Genomic DNA, 17,574 nt, shown 5'->3' on the forward strand with positions numbered 1-17,574 from the left:
TCATAGGCCAGCTTTTAGGCTTGCTTCAATGAATTTGTCCAAATCCCCATCCAGCACAGATTGGGTATTGCGGGTTTCTACACCGGTACGCAAATCCTTAATGCGGGAATCATCCAAAACGTAAGAACGGATCTGGCTGCCCCAACCGATGTCCGATTTATTCTCTTCCATTGCTTGCTTATCGGCATTCTTCTTCTGCATTTCCAGTTCGTACAGTTTTGCTTTCAACTGTTTCATCGCCTGGTCTTTGTTTTTATGCTGAGAACGGTCGGTCTGACATTGGGTGACAACCCCCGTCGGTACGTGGGTGATACGTACTGCCGATTCGGTTTTGTTAACGTGCTGACCACCCGCACCAGAGGCACGGTATACATCAATGCGCAAATCCGCCGGGTTGATTTCGATATCAATATCATCATCCACTTCGGGATAGATAAAGGCAGAGCTGAATGATGTATGGCGGCGACCACCTGAATCAAAAGGACTCTTGCGGACTAAACGATGGACGCCCGTTTCGGTGCGCAACCAACCGTAAGCATATTCACCTATGATCTTGATGGTGGCGGATTTCAAACCGGCAACTTCACCATCGGACTCTTCAATGATTTCAGTCTTAAAGCCCTTGGATTCAGCCCAACGCAGGTACATGCGCATCAACATGCTGGCCCAATCCTGAGCCTCTGTTCCCCCCGAACCTGCCTGAAGATCCAGATAGCAGTTTGCGCTATCATATTCGCCGGAGAACATGCGACGGAATTCAAGTTGGCCGAGTTTTTCTTCTAACTGTTCCAATTCAGCAACGGCTTCATTGAAGGTCTCTTCGTCATTAGCTTCAACGGCCAATTCCAGCAGGCCGTTCACATCTTCCAATCCTTGGGAGAGCTGATCAATGGTTTCTACGATGATTTCAAGTGATGAACGCTCTTTACCCAACGCCTGTGCCCGCTCCGGTTCATTCCAGACATCAGGCTGTTCAAGTTCAGCATTGACTTCTTCTAAACGTTCTTTCTTGGCATCATAGTCAAAGATACCCCCTCAGAACGGCTGTCCGCTCAGACAGGTCCTGAATGTGATTTTTTACCGGATTAATTTCAAACATATTTTGTGTCTTATACGTTGTGTATTATGAATAAACGATGGTCGCATGGAGTTTTTCGAACCGTGCATTGTAACGGATCTGGCAGAGGGTTTATAGCCTTCGTCTTTTAAGTTCATTCAATACGGCCAAATATGTTGGATCAAAAGCTGGAGATCACGATTACCGCGAAATTCGTTAATATCCAGCTTATAGGCTAATTCTACTGTTTTGATACTGTTATCCGGCCAGCGGCTGACATCAATGTTAAATGCGATGCCATCTAATATCGGCCCGCCATTTAATGGCTCAAGCATGACTTTCAGGTGCTTTTCACCCACTAGGCGCTGTTGCAGTAACTTGAATTTGCCGTCAAAAACCGGCTCTGCAAATGCCTGACCCCACGGGCCACCATCACGCAGAATTTCAGCCATTTCCAACGATAATTCACCCAATGCTAATTCACCATCGCTCCAAACAACGCCTTCAAGTTGGGCAATATCCATCCAGTCGGCGACCAGCTCGGAAAAATAGCGCTGAAAGAGTTCAAATTTGTCTTGCTCAATCGACAATCCCGCTGCCATCGCATGACCGCCAAACTTCAACATCAGCCCCGGATGCAGGGTATCGAGTCGCTCAAGGGCATCGCGCATATGCAGGCCATTGACGGAACGCCCTGACCCTTTCAACGTTCCATCCCCCGCCGGAGCGAAAGCAATGACCGGGCGGTGAAAACGCTCTTTAATGCGTGAAGCCAAAATACCCACGACTCCCTGATGCCATTCGGGATGGTAAATGGCCAGCCCGTAAGGAAGCTGAGTATGGGTGCGCTCGATTTTATCGCAAATCTGCAAGGCTTCCTGCTGCATGCCCTGTTCGATTTCCCGGCGAGTTTGGTTCAGGCCATCCAACTCACACGCGATTTGGCGAGCCTGCATCATGTCATCAGCCAATAGTAACGCCACCCCGACAGACATATCATCCAGACGGCCGGCGGCATTTAATCGTGGCCCCAAGGCAAATCCCAAATCACTGGCAGCCAATTTTGTCGCTTCCCGCTTGGAGACTTCGAGCAAAGCTCGTATTCCCGCACAGCAACGCCCTGCCCGAATGCGATTTAATCCCTGATAGACCAGAATGCGGTTGTTGGTATCGAGGGGAACCACATCTGCTACTGTCCCCAGTGCCACTAAATCCAGCAGTTCCGCCAGATTGGGCAATGGAATGCCTTGTTGGTCAAACCATGCCAATTGACGCAATTCTGCCCTGAGTGCGGACATCAGGTAAAATGCGACGCCCACCCCTGCCAACGCTTTAGAAGGAAAGGCGCAGTCAACTAAATTGGGATTGATAATGGCGTCTGCGGCTGGCAATGTTTCAGCCGGTAAATGGTGATCCGTGACGATCACTTTGATGCCGTGTCGATGTGCGGCGGCAACACCCTCATGGGATGAGATCCCATTATCCACGGTGATAATCAGATCCGCGCTTTTTTTGACAACTTCATCCACCACCTGAACGCTTAATCCATAACCATCTTCAAAACGGTTTGGCACAAGGTAATCAAGGTTGCGATATCCCATCGCACGCAAGGCACGCATACTCAATGCCGTACTGGTTGCGCCATCTGCATCGAAATCGCCGACAATCACGATACGCCAATGTTCATGTAACGCAGTGACCAGTAAGGTAACGGCTTGCTCAATCCCATTGAGGGATTGGTAATTGAGAAGTCCCTTTGCACCACGTTCCAGCTCATCAGCTTGACGGATACCGCGCATGGCGTATAAACGGCGCAATAATGGATGGATATTGTCGGGAAGATGGCTAGAATCCGCCACTGGTCGGCGGCGGAGTTGTATTTCTCTATTCACAGTTTCTTATTCACTGATTTTTATACTCGTCGTACTCCAGGAGGCATTGATTATCTCCCCGCGCTGCGAGGGAGATAATCAGCAGCTTTCGTCTTGCGAGCGGCAACTTGAAGTTTATAGGGTATATTTATTAACTGTATGCACTAAAGCGGGATACATTAGCAATTTCGATTATTCGCCATGTTGTTCCAACGTAGCCAGTAAATCCTTCGGTGACAAATACCCCCCCAGCACGTTGCCATCTTTCATAACAATTGCTGGCGTGCCTTGAACACCAAACTGCAAGCCCAGATTGTATTGTTTCGCAATATCCGTCTTACACGCTTTGATTGGCGAGACTTTTTCACCTTTGAACACAGCGTTCAGTGATTTATTCGGTGTCGCACTGCACCAAATGGACTGCATATCTTTGGCGGATTGGTGTTGCAAGCCATGACGAGGAAACGCCAGATAACGAACTGTGATCCCCAAATCATTATATTCTTGCATGTTCTCATGCAATTTGCGGCAATAACCACAGGTAATATCAGTAAACACCGTCACAACATGTTTTTCTTTTGGTGCTTTGTAAATAATCATTTGATTTTTCAAAGCCTCCAGTTTTTTAACCAGAACTTGGTTGCTGACATTTTTCGGTACTTTGCCACTAATATCATAAAGTGGCCCCTGTAACAGGTATTTGCCATCATCAGAGATATAAACAATGCCATGTTCGGTTAAAATCGCATTCACACCCGGCAGTTGTGATGGAGTGATACTTTCTGCCTTAAGTCCCATTTTAGACAGTGAGTTATTGATCGCACTCTCATCAGCAAAGGCATTGCTGATAACAGCACTCAACAGTAATGAAAGGCAAAACGCAATCTTCTTCATGATTTGTTCCTTATTTTCATCTAACTCCGCCGCTAGCCACGGGGATGATGTTGTTGATGCAGCATTTTGAGGCGTTCGGTTGCTACATGAGTGTAAATCTGCGTTGTGGAGAGGTCACTATGGCCTAATAACATCTGCACAACACGTAAGTCTGCGCCGTGATTCAGTAAATGTGTTGCAAAAGCATGGCGCAAAACATGGGGTGACAAGCGTTCAGCATCAATGCCTGCCAACACGGCATAGTGCTTGATCCGATGCCAGAACGTCTGGCGTGTCATCTGCTTTCCCCGCTTACTGGGGAAAAAGACATCAGAGACAGCGCCATTCAATAACCACGGGCGCCCATGTTCCAGATATTTCTCCAGCCAATAAACGGCCTCTTCTCCCAAAGGAACCAATCTTTCCTTATTTCCCTTACCCACTATTCTGACCACTCCCTGACGTAAGCTTACATCGGATAAAGTCAGGCCAACCAATTCTGAAACCCGCAAGCCACAGGCATACAGCACTTCCAGCATGGCTTTATCCCGCAGCTCAATGGGTTGGTCAACCACAGGCGCATTAAGCAAATTTTCAACTTGCTGTTCGCTTAAATCCTTGGGTAAGCGTTTGGGCAATTTGGGCGCAGATAATAGTGCTGTTGGATCATCTGCCCGCATTCTTTCACGATATAGATACTGAAACAACTGCCGCATCGCACTCAGCAATCGGGCTGAACTACTGGCTTTATAACCGCCATCGACGCGTTCCGCTAAAAATGATTGTAACTCTATCGACGGTACGGAAAGTAAATCATGGCCATAATGTACCAGCCAATTGTTCAAAGCTTGTAAATCCAGCCGATAAGAAGCCAAGGTGTTCTCGGCCAGCGCTTTTTCCAGCCAGATGGTATCGAGAAATTGCTCTATCAGGGGATTAGCCGGTGAATGCGGTTCCGATAAAGGGTTATCTGATAGGTTGCGTTTTCTTGGCACAAGCCCTCCTTTTTATTATTTGCCTACCTTCGCCTTCCGATCGGCTATTATGCCTGAAAAAGCAATTATTCTGTTACAATACCGCCCCTGATATTCGAAATTCCCTGATAAATAATGATGAAAATTGGTCTCTTTTACGGTTCCAGCACATGCTATACAGAAATGGTAGCAGAAAAAATACGCGACATACTCGGTGAAGATCTGATCGACCTGCATAATGTCAAGGATTGCGATCCCCGCCTGATGGAAGAATATTCTGTCCTGATCCTCGGTATCCCCACATGGGATTTTGGCGAAATACAGGAAGATTGGCTGGCGATTTGGGATCAACTTCCCTCGTTAGATCTGGCAGGAAAAATCGTCGCCATGTATGGCATGGGTGACCAAATCGATTATAGCGAGTGGTTTTTGGATGCCTTGGGAATGCTGTACCTCCATCTGCGACCGGCAGGTGTGCAGTTTATTGGGTTCTGGCCAACAGACGGTTATGAATTTACCAGCCCGAAACCGTTAACCGAAGATGGCAAACATTTTGTCGGGCTGGCGCTGGATGATGTCAACCAATTCGAGCAAACCGATGAACGTTTAAGCGAATGGTGCATGCAGATATTAGCTGAAATGGAAGCCCTGTTTTAACCGCTGTTTTCGCTGTGATGTTATCGGTTGTTTTTATTGTCAGAGTATTGGCGCATCAGTTGATTCAAATGGCGCCACGCTGTGGGCGACATACTATCTGAGGCTATCCATAACCGGATTGGCGGCTGGTCGCGCCGACTAAAAGCATGGAGCATCACGACCATGCCACAGCGATGGAACCACGGGGGTTGGACGATACTCCAGGCGGCGTTTTGCCAATGCACTTTGTTGCCTCTGAACAAGACCAACCTGCCCTGACACTGGCGGATATTTTTCTGACTCCATGCCCAACTGCTTATGATAATGGCAAACAATGGCAAGTAGAAAAATAGCAACCAGAAACAGGTACTGTTAACCGGCCAGGGTGCCAACAAAGCAGCCATTGCAGCGGCACCATGTACGCCCGTGGAAAACAAGCGAGTCTGGCGAGATCCCCTTAATTTATTGTTCCACAGGACCACGGGCTTGGTTTCTGCTCTGGATCAATTTCACCATCTGGTAAAGCCCCTCGTCTTCAGGCCGTCCATGATTCATCAGCCAATTGAACAGATCAGGGTCCGGGCACTCCAGCAAGCGAACGAAAATCCGTTTGTCATCATCACTCAATGAATCATATTCATATGCAAAAAATGGCATGATAGAAATATCCAGTTCACGCATTCCACGACGACATGCCCAGTGAATACGTGCTTTATTATCAATATCCATGTTTAAAAAGCCTCTTTATCATTTTTATTCGTGCCAGTTAGGCGGCAATAAGATTATCAACAATTCTGGCCTGTTTTTCATTATCTGCACAGGGAAAATCACGGGATATATCGACAAGATGCGAAGCGTATCGCAACAAATTTATTATCCCGCAATAACAAGAAGAACTCCTTTGCATTAAGCGACTTCTCTTTTACCATTAGCGTTATTTCTTCGAGAGTTTACTGGCAGGAGTTGTTATGGCTTACCAAATTCCGTTTTCTGCACAAGTTCCATCCCCTTCTGCAACACTTCCGTTAACGTTAATTTCCCTTGATGATTGGGGAATAGTGACTGCGATTGGTGCTGATGCGGAAAAATACCTGCAAGGTCAGGTGACCGCTGATCTGACCTCCTTGAGTGATAACCAGCATGTGTTAACTGCCCATTGTGATGCCAAAGGCAAGATGTGGACTAACTTACGGCTGTTTCAGCGTGGCGAAGGATTTGCCTATATTGAACGCCGTTCGCTATTGGAAACGCAGCTCACCGAATTGAAAAAGTATGCCGTGTTTTCCAAAGTGACATTTGCCAAAGATGAAGAAAATCTCTTGCTCGGTGTCGCCGGCACGGGCAGCCGGGAAGCGCTGGCAACCCACTTCCCAACCTTGCCCGATGCCGAATCGCCTGTTATCCAGCACGAAGCCACCACACTGCTCCACTTAGCGCTTCCCGCTGAACGTTTCCTGTTAATCACGGACAAAACCACGGCCGCTCAATTAACCGAAACGTTAGTCGAAGAATTTCAATCGCAGTTAAATGACAGCCGGCAATGGCTGGCGCTGGAGATTGAAGCGGGCTTCCCGGTGATTGATGCCGCCAGCAGTGCCCAATTTATTCCGCAGGCAACGAACCTTCAGGCCATCGAAAACAGTATCAGCTTTAAGAAAGGCTGTTATACCGGCCAGGAAATGGTGGCCCGCGCCAAATATCGTGGGGCAAACAAGCGGGCCATGTATTGGCTGGCGGGTAATGCGGCTTCCCTGCCTGCCGTTGGCGATGATTTGGAGTGGCAATTAGGCGATAAATGGCGGCGGACAGGTTCAGTATTGGCGGCGGTCAAACTGGTTGATGGTTCAATCTGGGTACAAGTTGTGATGAATAATGATATGGAAGCTGAGAGTGTATTCCGTATCCGTGACGATGAAGGCAGCGTTCTGACTATTCAAACCTTGCCTTATTCACTAAACGAAGAAAAATAACTATTGGGGTTTATGTATGTCGTTAGCTGTACCTCCTGTTGATTTCGGCCCTTTCACCGATGTCATTGCGTTTATCATGGAGCTGGATAAATTAAAATATGTCCATCGTAAAACCAAGTTATTGAACAATGCACGTCATGAAAACTCCGCTGAACATAGCTGGCATTTTGCGATTGCCGTGCTTGGTTTTGCCCCTTATGCCGGCGATGTGAACATTAGCCGCGTCGTACAGATGGCGTTGATTCACGACATTGTTGAGATCGATGCGGGTGATGTTATCGTCTTCGATCAGGCTGCCCGTGAAGCCATTCACGAACAAGAGGTTAAAGCGGCTGACCGTATTTTTGGCTTACTGCCGGAAACACAGAGAGAATATTTTCTGCAACTTTGGCACGAATACGAAGATGCCATCACGCCTGAAGCATGTTTTGCGAAAACACTCGATCGAATTATGCCAGTCTTTATGAACCTGCATAATCACGGGCAAAGCTGGGTTGAGAATAACATTCGCTTTGAGCAAGTTTATAATCTGCTCCAATTTGTGGCTGAAAGTTACCCTGAACTCTGGCAATACCTGCTGCCACAGTTAGAAGCGGCAAAAGAAAAAGGCTGGTTAAAATAATTCCCCCGCCTTTATCTTCTAAATCAAGCTGTCAGATGTTGTTTCTGACAGCTTTAAATACGTTCTTAAACAGATTCCGTTGATTAATTACTGTTTCAATCTAAATCGGTTAATTAACACGGGGATAGCAAACGACCATTAAGCACGGCATAAGCCATAAGGCCAATCAATAATCCCCAGAATGCGCCGCTAATCCCCAGTAAATTGATGTTGGCGGAGGCAGCAAGAAATGTGACCAACGCGGCCTCACGGCCTTTTAAATCAGCCACTGCGTTAGCGAGACTACCGCCAATCGTTCCCAACAGGGCAAGCCCTGCCAACGTGGTAATGAATACGGGTGGGAAAGCCATGAAAACGGCGGCCAGTGTCACACCAAATATGCCGACAAGGATGTAAAAAATACCGGCGGCAATACCTGAAATCCAACGTTTGGACGGATCTTCATGGGCTTCTTTGCCAGTGCAAATTGCCGCCGTGATTGCGGCAATATTAAATGCGTGTGAGCCGAACGGTGCCATCAGCAAAGATCCTAATCCGGTGATAGCCACGATCGGGTTGGCACTGGTTTTAAAGCCATCATTGCGCAGCACCAACATGCCGGGCATGTATTGCCCCGTCAGGGTAATCAGGAACAGCGGTAATGCGACACTCAGCAAGGTATTCAATGAAAATTCCGGCATGGTGAAAACAGGGGCAGCAAACTTGAGTTCCAATTCAGACAGGGAAACTCTCCCTTGCATAAGCAGGAAAGCCAGACCTAGCACGAGGATACCCACCACCGCGTAACGGGCAGTAAAGCGTTTTAGCACGATGTAGGTAACCATCAGTAATCCCGCCAAAAAGGGATCAATACTCATGCCACTGAAAGCCCCGATACCAAACTGGAGGAGAATACCAGCCAGCAACCCAGAAGCTATCCCCGTCGGGATCAGACGAATGACTTTCTCAAAGTAACCTGACAAGCCAAGCAGCACGAATGCAGCGGCAGAAATCAGGTAAGCCCCTATTGCTTCGGCGTAAGGTGTTGTCGCCAGCGATACCACAAGAAACGCTGCCGCTGGCGTTGACCATGCGGTGATGATCGGTTCACGGGAAAACCCACTGAGCAGTATCCCCGTGATCCCCACGCCAATCGATATCGACCATACCCACGAAGCGGTCAGCTCCGGGCTGAGACCAGCGACTTTTGCCGCCTGAAAAACCAGAATAAAAGTGCCGCCGTAGTTAACGATGACGGAAATCAGGCCAGCAATAATAGGATGGGCAAGATCACGTAAGTGAACAGATGAATATGAAGAAGACATAATTTACTACTCCTCCCAAAAGACAAAATAATGAATATCGAGGAGCGTTTTATATCGTGAAATTGGACTGTTAAGTCAGTACACTTTTGACAGGATCAGCAGACCACTTTAGTCTGATATATTAATTTAGTTAAAATATCGGAGATTTATTAAGCTGACTTATGATAAAGACGTTCGAACTTGAAACGCTAAAAATACGGCTGAATGAGGCTGACTTTCAACGGCTAGACCTGCATCAGCGTATCCAGCGTGCCCTGCGCGCCCTGATCCTTGAGGGTGCCCTTGCTCCTGGGATGAAATTGCCGGCCACTCGCACGCTGGCTAAATCACTTGGGGTTGCCCGTGACACCGTTGAAAACGCTTATGTGCTACTGCATCGCGATGGCTTCATCGTTCGTCGTGCCGGTTCAGGGAGCTATGTGTCCGACACCTTGGGTATGGAACTACGGGGATTAGCCCGTAAGCGAATAAAATCGCAGGAACTTCCGAGTAGAAGGAAAGCGATAGGTTCTGGCCTTAGCCAACGCGGGAGAGTCATTTTTAACAGCGGCGGCGTTACCGACCAGCAGATGATTAGGCCATTTGCCACAGGCTTACCTGAAACCCGCACTTTCCCGACTGATGTTTGGGAACGTCTGCAACGTCAGGCGATGAAGGACTACCGCGCCAATGTGTTACTGCATGGCGATCCACAAGGTGCGGAACCGTTACGCAAAGCGATTGCGGCTTACCTAAACCTTGAGCGCGGGGCTAAAGTTTCTCCTGATCAAATCTTGGTGCTGAGTAGTACCCGACAATCCTTGTTTTTATGTGCCCAATTGCTGGTCGATGCCGGAGGCCCCATTTTAATGGAAAATCCCGGCTACTTTGGCGCTAAAAAAGCATTTGAAGCCGCAGAAACCAACATCGTTCCTGTCAATGTCGATGAACAAGGCATCCGCACCGATCTATTAAAGGCTGATGGTAGCGGGGCTAACTGTGTCTACGTCACCCCATCTCACCAGTACCCGACTGGCGTCACTTTATCGCTGGAGCGTCGGTTTGAGTTAATCAATTGGGCTGCCGAAAATAATAAATGGATTATCGAGGACGATTACGACAGTGAATTCCATTACGATGGACTCCCTATCGCCTGCGTCCAGGGTCTGGACCAGTATCAAAGAACAATCTATCTCGGCACTTTCAGTAAAACACTCTACCCTGGCCTCAGAATGGGTTATATGGCGGTGCCGCATGAATTAATTGATGCGTTCACTTATGCACGCAGCATCATGGATGGACACACGCCGCAAATACTACAGTTAACATTAGCCCGTTTTATGGAGGATGGTTACTACAATTCCCATGTTCGTGCCATGCGTAAATTATACGCCGGGCGCAGGAAAATTATGCTGGATGCCATTAGCCAACATTTAGACGGCATTGTCACGGCGCTCAGACCAGAAGGAGGACTGCAAATCCCCTGCTTATTAGAACATGGCTGGTCAGAGGAAAAAACCATCCGCCAAGCCGCCATGGCGGGAATACAGCTCCCCGGACTGAGCCGGCTGTATTTTGGCGAGGACAAAAAACAAGGCTGGATATTGGGTTATTCTTCTCTGGCTGGCTATGAAATCGAGGCGGCTATGTTGCGCCTTTCCCGGATACTGAAGAAAAGAACGCCTTGAAAGGCTATTCTTCAAAGAGTCGGCTTAATCGTTGCATAGCGACACTTAACGTTGAACGAGGACATGCAAAATTAATTCGGGCAAATCCAGCATAGTCGGCACCAAATTTTATACCGTCATCCAACCACAACCGAGAATGGTTAAGTAATTTATCCTGCAAATTCTTCGGCTCAATGCCACTGTTCCTGAAATCTAGCCAACCAAGATAAAGAGCATCAGATTTAAAAAATTTAACTTGAGGAAGTTGATCGAAATATTGCTGTAGAAACATTTGATTACCTCGTAAATATATCAATAATTCAGACAACCATGATGCCCCATAGCGATAAGCTGCTTCACAAGCGACAAGCCCCAACATATTTGGAATGTGCAATGAACAACGCGTATATGTCTGTTTGAGTTCCTCACGTATTCTTTTATTGGTAATAAATAAATTAGAAGTCTGTAACCCAGCAAGATTGAATGTTTTGCTTGGGGACGTACAAGTAATGCAGATATCTGCAAACTCATCATGAATACTGGCAAAGGGCTGATGACATTTACCCGTGGTCAAGATTAAATCTTGATGTATTTCATCAGAAATAACCATAATGCCATGACGCAAAAAAACATTTCCCATTGCTGTTAACTCTTCTTTACTCCATACATGTCCTGTTGGATTATGCGGATTACACAAAAAAAACAGTTTGGTTTTTGGTGTGATAGCAGCTTCAAATTCATCAATATCCAACGCATAATTCGCTGTTTTCTCAATCAATGGCGCAGTGACTACATGCCGCCCATTCAGCAATGAACAGTTATAAAAAGAACCATAAACCGGCGGCTGAATTAAAATACCATCCCCCTGTTGAGTAAAAGTCTGGATGATAAGACTCAGGCTATTTACCACACCAGGAGTCTGTACGATCCACTCTTCTTTAATTGACCAACCGTGACGCTGTAATTGCCACTGTATAGCAAAATTCATAATATTGTGTCATAATACCCCAATTCCAAATGACAAGGAAGATTGAAATTGGGTTACAGTTCCGATTTCGAAAAAAGAGTTTTGGCAAACAAAGACAACCATTGGTGACGTTCGAACAAAAGAGCACCCACTTTGAGGTCTCTATCCGCACTCTGTTTCGGTGGTGCAATAAAATAGAACCCTGTATGACACGGGATAAACCGCCCACGAAAATGAGTGACGAAACACTTATTGCCGATGTCCGAAATTATCCCGATGACTATCAATGGGAAAGAGCAAAACGTCTGGGGGTTTCACAGTCTGCTATCCATTACGCCTTGAAACGGCTGAAGCTCACCTTGAAAAAAAACGCTAAAACACCCTGACGCTTGCGAACACGCTCGTCAGGTATTTAACGAGCGTATCCGCCACCATGAGCAGGCAGGCAAACCGATTGTTTATCTGGATGAAAGCGGTTTTGAGCAATCGATGCCACGAATGCACGGTTATTCCCCAAAAGGACAGCGCTGTTTCGGTCTACACGATTGGCAGGCCAAAGGGCGGATTAATGTCATCGGTGCCATCATTAAAAATACCTTTGTAACCTTAAGCGTATTTGGCGGGAATATTAATGCGGATGTCTTTCATGCCTGGATGACCCAAGATTTGTTGCCAAAGCTCCCAAGTGGAGCCGTGATTGTCATGGATAATGCCTCATTCCATAAACGCCATGACACGCGACAAGCAATAGCCGACCACGGATGCCAGTTGGAGTGGTTACCGCCTTACAGCCCGGATTTAAATCCTATCGAACATAAATGGGCGGGAGCAAAAGCCACAAGAAGGCGAGAAAGATGTTCTATTGATGAACTATTCAAAAAACACGTGAATTATGTCTAATTATATTGATTTTGCTATATTATGGCCGCAAACATATCATCACTGGCTCCGGTGTATCCCAATATCCCTTTGTTTATAGCATCATGGAGAGCATTCAATACTTCATTAGGACATTTGAAATCCATATCTGCGATCCATAAAGGGAGAGGAGGTTTATCAGTACCATATGATAAATAAGGTGATGGATACTGCCATTTGATTAAATGAGAATCTTTATGATCAATAATGTCATCAAAATTATAAGGCATATAATATCCTGCTATTTTTCCAGAGAAGATTTTTTTATAAGCAACATTAATTGGTATCCATAATTGGAGTATTTACTTTATATACAAATAGCAGTATCCAAATCGCTATAGCTAACAAGAAATAAGCAATCATCATTGACCACCAGCTGCTACTCCAGTAGGTTATAACTAGCCAGGCAATCAATGATGAAAATGACATCTGTATTGCTGCCATCATTGCAGATGCACGACCAGCTAAATGAGTAAATGGAGACAATGCAATAGCTGCACCTGTGCCAATTAATATGGCAAACCCTAAACTTCCAAATGTGGCCGAAATGAGGTATGGCCAAACTGAAATCCTAAAAAGATAAACAGTTAAAACAAAACCGAACATTGCCAATAATAACAACAATGCACCACCACTCAGCATCTTAGTTACTTTTACTACCCCTAATAATCTGGCCGTTAACAGGCTACCAGCAGTGATAGCAACTGCATTAACAGAGAAATAATAACCAAATCTATCAACCGGAATATGTAACACTTCAATAAGTACAATGGGTGAACTGGAGAAGAAGATCAATTGGGACGCAAATCCAAAACTACTTGCAAAACATCCAAGTAAAAATTCGGGGTGACGCAGCACTTTTAGATATCCTGAAAATATCGTTACAAGCTGAAATTCCGTATCCTGACATTTTTTAGGTAACGGTTTCCATAAAGCAAGAAGACAGCATAATAGAGTGAAAATTCCCAGTACATAAAAGCTAGACCGCCAACCATAGCTCACGACCAATACGCCACCAATAATAGGGGCCAATACTGGCACTAAGCTTATTACGCCATTAAGTATACTGAATGCTTTTCCTATTGCCGCGCCTTGAAAACGTAATGGAATACTGGCAAGAACGGAAACTCCCATCGCACCCGCACTACAGCCTTGCATCAACCGCAATACTACCATTAAAGAGAAACTATCAGCAAAATATACGCCTAAGCTTCCCAACGTATAAAAGACACCTCCATATAAGAAGACACGTTGAGATCCCAATTGATCGACCATCGGCCCAAAAAGTAACTGACTTAAACTTAAGCACAGTACAAACCCACTAATCAACCATTGGGTCATTCCCTGTAAGCTACCTAATTCACGAGATATCATTGGCATACCTGGCAGGCAGAGATCCAAACCCAATGGTGTCGCAATCACTAACGGAAATAGCCAGATAAGTTGTACAATAATACTTCTTTTCCGTGTCATCAATTAACAGGTTCCTCTAGCTTTAAAACATTTTTGTTGGCACAAAAACGACGATTAATCAGAGGACTTAATTGATGATAGCGATGACTAATAGATTGATAGATCGCTGATGTCAGAGTGGCACCAATTTCGTGTTTACTGAAATCCGATACCATATCTTCCGCTGAAATTTCGCCCCTTATACCAGCAATAAATTCATAAAATGCTTTGGCTTTTGATTTACCTTTCAGACCCTTTCGTCCACCTTCTATAGCAATAATGTCATTAATATCAATAACCTCAATATGTTTTCCACCAAGGATTTTATGGTTTCGAAAAACATAAATCTCCAAATGTTCCTTTGTGCCAATACAATGATGATTGTCATGATGATGACCAACAGAAAGTTCATCTGATTTGTATGAATGAAAATGAATTGACTGAAAGGGTCCCTGCTGCAATATATGAGATTCATGTGCGACACGACCATTACCCCTATAAAGATCACGGCCAGCAGCTGTTATCCAATTTCGCTGCGAATATCCATTATGACACAAATTTATAGAAGCAGCAGTTATCGTCCTATCTCCTCGTTTAAAACAAATATTGCTACTGCAATCAACTTCACCAAAACTTCCTAATAATACGTTTAATTGATTCTCATCATAATGATTAACCTCATCAAAAGATTGCCGACCAAACAATTTTCGGTAGTCATTTAAAGTAAACTGATGCAGAATGTCATCAGGTCGAATTGCCATCGAGAACACATCAATATTATCGTATTTTTTGTCTTCACTGATAGCAGCCTCTAACACAAAAGGAATGATATCAAAGTAGTGATAACCACTATGCGAACATTTTCCATATCCTTGGTTATAAGGATGATAATGCTGTTCCACAATCTCAGTTGGCATACGCCATTGTCCATCAGAATGAAAAGTTTGTATGTTTGTTACCGGACAATTCGTCATAGTAAAACATTCAGTAAGACGCTCTTTAATTAAATTAAAAGATGTTTGATACCTCCTTTGTGCCATCAAAGAAAAAACCTGACATGGATTACTACGTTTTTTTTCCTGATATAGTGAATTGAGAAAATAGTAATCATCAGAAATTTTTATCGACTTCTCAATTGAAGTAGAGATATTTTCGTAAGAAGATATTGGTTTATCCATCAAGATAGATAACCCTGCATTTAGAGCCCATTTAGCATATTTAAGATGAACCAATGGCTCAGTTGCAATAATAACCCCATTGATAGAATATTTATGTAAAATTTCAGTTAGTATCTTTTTTTCATATAAACTTAATTCATCCTTAATATTATTATCACCTAAATATATTATTTCTGGCTTAAGTTTCTTATCTGACAAATATGATTCAATATTTGACTTTTCAGATATTAAATCCACCGCAGCACATAGATTCAATTGAGGATTATTAATCTCCTCCTCCAACAATGGATAATATATTCTTTTATCATGAGGACCAAATCCAATCAATAACAGATTGACTATAAGATTATTATTTATCATAGAATTAAACTTACCACTTTAAATTGATTTTCTTTTTTACAACATATAATTACCAATAAATAACGCATACATTCCAATCGCTTTTCTAAAACAATTAATAGCATCAATAGGAGATTCAACAATTGGCATACCCGCCAAATTAAAGCTAGTATTGAGCACTACAGGCACACCCGTGATATTTTTCAATTCTTGAATCAAATTATAAAATTTTTGATTCGAAGCAGAGGATACAGTTTGTAATCTGGCTGTACCATCCACATGAATACAGGCAGGCATATCAAGTTTAGCTCGTGCTTTAACCGGAGCAACTTTCATCATATACGAAACAGGAGATAACATATCAAAATAGTTATCAGCATCTTCCTCTAAAACCACAGGAGCATAAGGCCTGAACCATTCACGTAACTTAATTTGGCTATTGAGAATTTCTTTTGTCCAACTATTCGATGGCAAAGCAAGAATGCTGCGATTACCCAATGCTCTTGGCCCATATTCACTACGATCCTGAAACCAACCAATTACTTTACCATCAGCAATTAAATGTGCAGCTCGATGTTCAGGATCATTTATTCGCTTAATAATGAATTCCTTTTCATAAGCACGAACACTCTTCGCAATTTCATCTTCTGAATAAATAGGACCTAAATAAGGTGAAGAGTTAAATTTAGGAATGCTATTATCTTTTTTCCAGAAATAATCAGCTGCTGCTCCGAGAGCCAAACCTGCGTCACCAGGAGAAGGGGGCACATAAACAGTAATATTCAGCTCTTCTTCCAGTTTACGATTCATCACTGAATTCATAGCCACACCACCAACAACACATAGTGTATCAACATTATATTTATCAATTAGTCCCTTCACTCGATGAATAATTGATTTATGTAACTGTTCCTGAGCCCACGCGGCCAAATGCATGTCAAAAGGACGAATGACACCAGACTTTGTACGCCGATCTGGGATGTCAATGCCCTGCTTTTTAAACCAGCTCTGAATATCTTTCGTACAATCCTCAGTATAATCTTCATTTATCAGGGCAGATACCACACCAGTATCAGTTTCAATAAACGGCGAATAGTCAGAAAAAACATCAGGATCACCAAATGAAGCAAGCCCCATGGTTTTACCTGATTCACGATAACTGTCAAATCCGAGATAACAAGTTACATCACCATAAAATCGCCCATAACCTTGGTCGCAAGGATGTGTATTGTCTTGGGCTATCAGATGCAAGTCATCATTCTCATACAAATAATAACTAACCTGTTCAGCTGCATTATTTTCCAACACTATAGGATCAGTTCTTTCACCAATAATATTACCTGTGTGATCAGCAACAACAACCAATGCACGCTTAATATCCGTTTGACTAATAGCACTCAAAGCATGGGCAGAATGATGTGACTTCACAATATGAATATTGTTAAAATCAGGAAATAACTCATCTAATTCTTTTTTGAGGTTATCATCAATCATATCTAAGTCAGTCATCGGTTGACCAAAACTGACAACAGAAATTGCTGAAATATCAGACAGAGTGAGATTATTTCTTTCCAACGTTTCCTTTACTGCATAAGTAACTTTACCATCATACTTTTCCTTTGAAACCCGCTCTTCGGCTATTGCCATAATAACTTTATTTCTATCAGCCAATACGACATTTCCATCATAAGTCACGGTACCGTCTGCTAATATAGGAATATTAATAGCTAAAACTATTTCTTTCATAATAGAATCTTATTCTCCAAC

Annotated in this window: 17 protein-coding genes and 1 pseudogene; 6 read left to right on the plus strand and 12 right to left on the minus strand. The window is 44.1% G+C overall.

The annotated features are described in order from the left end of the window. The 4 genes from prfB to xerD form a co-directional block, all read right to left on the minus strand. A protein-coding gene (prfB, locus tag XDD1_RS13650; protein ID WP_148886046.1) for a peptide chain release factor 2 occupies nucleotides 1–1,099 on the minus strand; the annotation gives its coding sequence in 2 pieces (ribosomal slippage) (nucleotides 1–1,023 and nucleotides 1,025–1,099; 1,098 coding nt in all). A 116-nt stretch (nucleotides 1,100–1,215) separates the two neighbouring features. Further along, nucleotides 1,216–2,949, minus strand: a complete 1,734-nt coding sequence (recJ, locus tag XDD1_RS13655; protein WP_045971986.1) for a single-stranded-DNA-specific exonuclease RecJ — start codon at nucleotides 2,947–2,949, stop codon at nucleotides 1,216–1,218. A gap of 171 nt (nucleotides 2,950–3,120) precedes the next feature. After that, nucleotides 3,121–3,822: a bifunctional protein-disulfide isomerase/oxidoreductase DsbC gene (gene dsbC, locus XDD1_RS13660; protein ID WP_045971988.1), complete on the minus strand. Its 702-nt coding sequence runs from the start codon at nucleotides 3,820–3,822 to the stop codon at nucleotides 3,121–3,123. Nucleotides 3,823–3,854: 32 nt separating this feature from the next. Continuing rightward, nucleotides 3,855–4,796, minus strand: coding sequence for a site-specific tyrosine recombinase XerD (gene xerD, locus XDD1_RS13665; RefSeq protein WP_045971990.1), 942 nt, complete (start codon nucleotides 4,794–4,796; stop codon nucleotides 3,855–3,857). Nucleotides 4,797–4,913: 117 nt separating this feature from the next. On the opposite strand from xerD, the gene fldB reads away from it, so the two are divergent. Beyond that, entirely contained in the window at nucleotides 4,914–5,432 is a 519-nt protein-coding gene (gene fldB / locus XDD1_RS13670; RefSeq protein WP_045973622.1) for a flavodoxin FldB, read from the plus strand. A 20-nt stretch (nucleotides 5,433–5,452) separates the two neighbouring features. On the opposite strand, the gene XDD1_RS18945 is transcribed toward fldB, so the two are convergent. Further along, nucleotides 5,453–5,893 carry a protein YgfX gene (locus tag XDD1_RS18945; RefSeq protein WP_071827279.1) on the minus strand — a complete coding sequence of 147 codons (441 nt, stop codon included), beginning with the start codon at nucleotides 5,891–5,893 and terminating at the stop codon, nucleotides 5,453–5,455. Continuing rightward, complete coding sequence (sdhE, locus tag XDD1_RS13675) at nucleotides 5,874–6,140, minus strand: FAD assembly factor SdhE (RefSeq protein ID WP_045971992.1); 267 nt, start codon at nucleotides 6,138–6,140, stop codon at nucleotides 5,874–5,876. Before sdhE ends, XDD1_RS18945 begins: the two co-directional genes overlap by 20 nt. A 239-nt stretch (nucleotides 6,141–6,379) precedes the next feature. Here sdhE and ygfZ point away from each other — a divergent pair, with 239 nt between their 5' ends. Together ygfZ and XDD1_RS13685 are read left to right on the plus strand one after the other, a co-directional pair. Beyond that, nucleotides 6,380–7,381, plus strand: coding sequence for a tRNA-modifying protein YgfZ (gene ygfZ / locus XDD1_RS13680; RefSeq protein ID WP_045971994.1), 1,002 nt, complete (start codon nucleotides 6,380–6,382; stop codon nucleotides 7,379–7,381). Between the two features lie 16 nt (nucleotides 7,382–7,397). Beyond that, nucleotides 7,398–8,003 carry an HD domain-containing protein gene (locus XDD1_RS13685; protein ID WP_045971996.1) on the plus strand — a complete coding sequence of 202 codons (606 nt, stop codon included), beginning with the start codon at nucleotides 7,398–7,400 and terminating at the stop codon, nucleotides 8,001–8,003. A gap of 113 nt (nucleotides 8,004–8,116) precedes the next feature. On the opposite strand, the gene XDD1_RS13690 is transcribed toward XDD1_RS13685, so the two are convergent. After that, a complete protein-coding gene (locus XDD1_RS13690; RefSeq protein WP_045971999.1) occupies nucleotides 8,117–9,307 on the minus strand; it encodes a benzoate/H(+) symporter BenE family transporter in 1,191 nt (396 codons plus the stop codon). Between the two features lie 161 nt (nucleotides 9,308–9,468). On the opposite strand from XDD1_RS13690, the gene pdxR reads away from it, so the two are divergent. Next, the gene (pdxR, locus tag XDD1_RS13695) at nucleotides 9,469–10,974 is read left to right on the plus strand and encodes a MocR-like pyridoxine biosynthesis transcription factor PdxR (protein WP_045972000.1); all 1,506 of its coding nucleotides are present in this window, start codon (nucleotides 9,469–9,471) and stop codon (nucleotides 10,972–10,974) included. A gap of 4 nt (nucleotides 10,975–10,978) precedes the next feature. On the opposite strand, the gene XDD1_RS13700 is transcribed toward pdxR, so the two are convergent. Next, nucleotides 10,979–11,941 carry a MalY/PatB family protein gene (locus XDD1_RS13700; RefSeq protein WP_052705715.1) on the minus strand — a complete coding sequence of 321 codons (963 nt, stop codon included), beginning with the start codon at nucleotides 11,939–11,941 and terminating at the stop codon, nucleotides 10,979–10,981. A gap of 48 nt (nucleotides 11,942–11,989) precedes the next feature. Here XDD1_RS13700 and XDD1_RS13705 point away from each other — a divergent pair. Then, nucleotides 11,990–12,306 (plus strand): annotated as a pseudogene (locus tag XDD1_RS13705) (IS630 transposase-related protein). Between the two features lie 37 nt (nucleotides 12,307–12,343). After that, nucleotides 12,344–12,820, plus strand: a complete 477-nt coding sequence (locus XDD1_RS13710) for an IS630 family transposase (protein WP_148885953.1) — start codon at nucleotides 12,344–12,346, stop codon at nucleotides 12,818–12,820. 14 nt (nucleotides 12,821–12,834) lie between these two features. Here XDD1_RS13710 and XDD1_RS13715 read toward each other — a convergent pair whose 3' ends face one another. The 4 genes from XDD1_RS13715 to XDD1_RS13730 are packed head-to-tail and all read right to left on the minus strand — an operon-like array spanning nucleotide 12,835 to nucleotide 17,553. Then, on the minus strand, nucleotides 12,835–13,068 hold the full coding sequence (locus XDD1_RS13715) for a hypothetical protein (protein WP_045972005.1): 234 nt from the start codon (nucleotides 13,066–13,068) through the stop codon (nucleotides 12,835–12,837). A gap of 46 nt (nucleotides 13,069–13,114) precedes the next feature. Further along, on the minus strand, nucleotides 13,115–14,311 hold the full coding sequence (locus XDD1_RS13720) for a multidrug effflux MFS transporter (protein ID WP_045972007.1): 1,197 nt from the start codon (nucleotides 14,309–14,311) through the stop codon (nucleotides 13,115–13,117). Further along, a complete protein-coding gene (locus XDD1_RS13725) occupies nucleotides 14,311–15,828 on the minus strand; it encodes a Gfo/Idh/MocA family oxidoreductase (RefSeq protein ID WP_045972009.1) in 1,518 nt (505 codons plus the stop codon). The genes XDD1_RS13720 and XDD1_RS13725 overlap by 1 nt, the downstream gene beginning before the upstream one ends. Nucleotides 15,829–15,864: 36 nt before the next feature. Then, on the minus strand, nucleotides 15,865–17,553 hold the full coding sequence (locus XDD1_RS13730; protein WP_052705716.1) for a carbamoyltransferase C-terminal domain-containing protein: 1,689 nt from the start codon (nucleotides 17,551–17,553) through the stop codon (nucleotides 15,865–15,867). Nucleotides 17,554–17,574 lie beyond the last annotated feature (21 nt).

Source organism: Xenorhabdus doucetiae (assembly GCF_000968195.1).
Classification (GTDB): domain Bacteria; phylum Pseudomonadota; class Gammaproteobacteria; order Enterobacterales; family Enterobacteriaceae; genus Xenorhabdus; species Xenorhabdus doucetiae.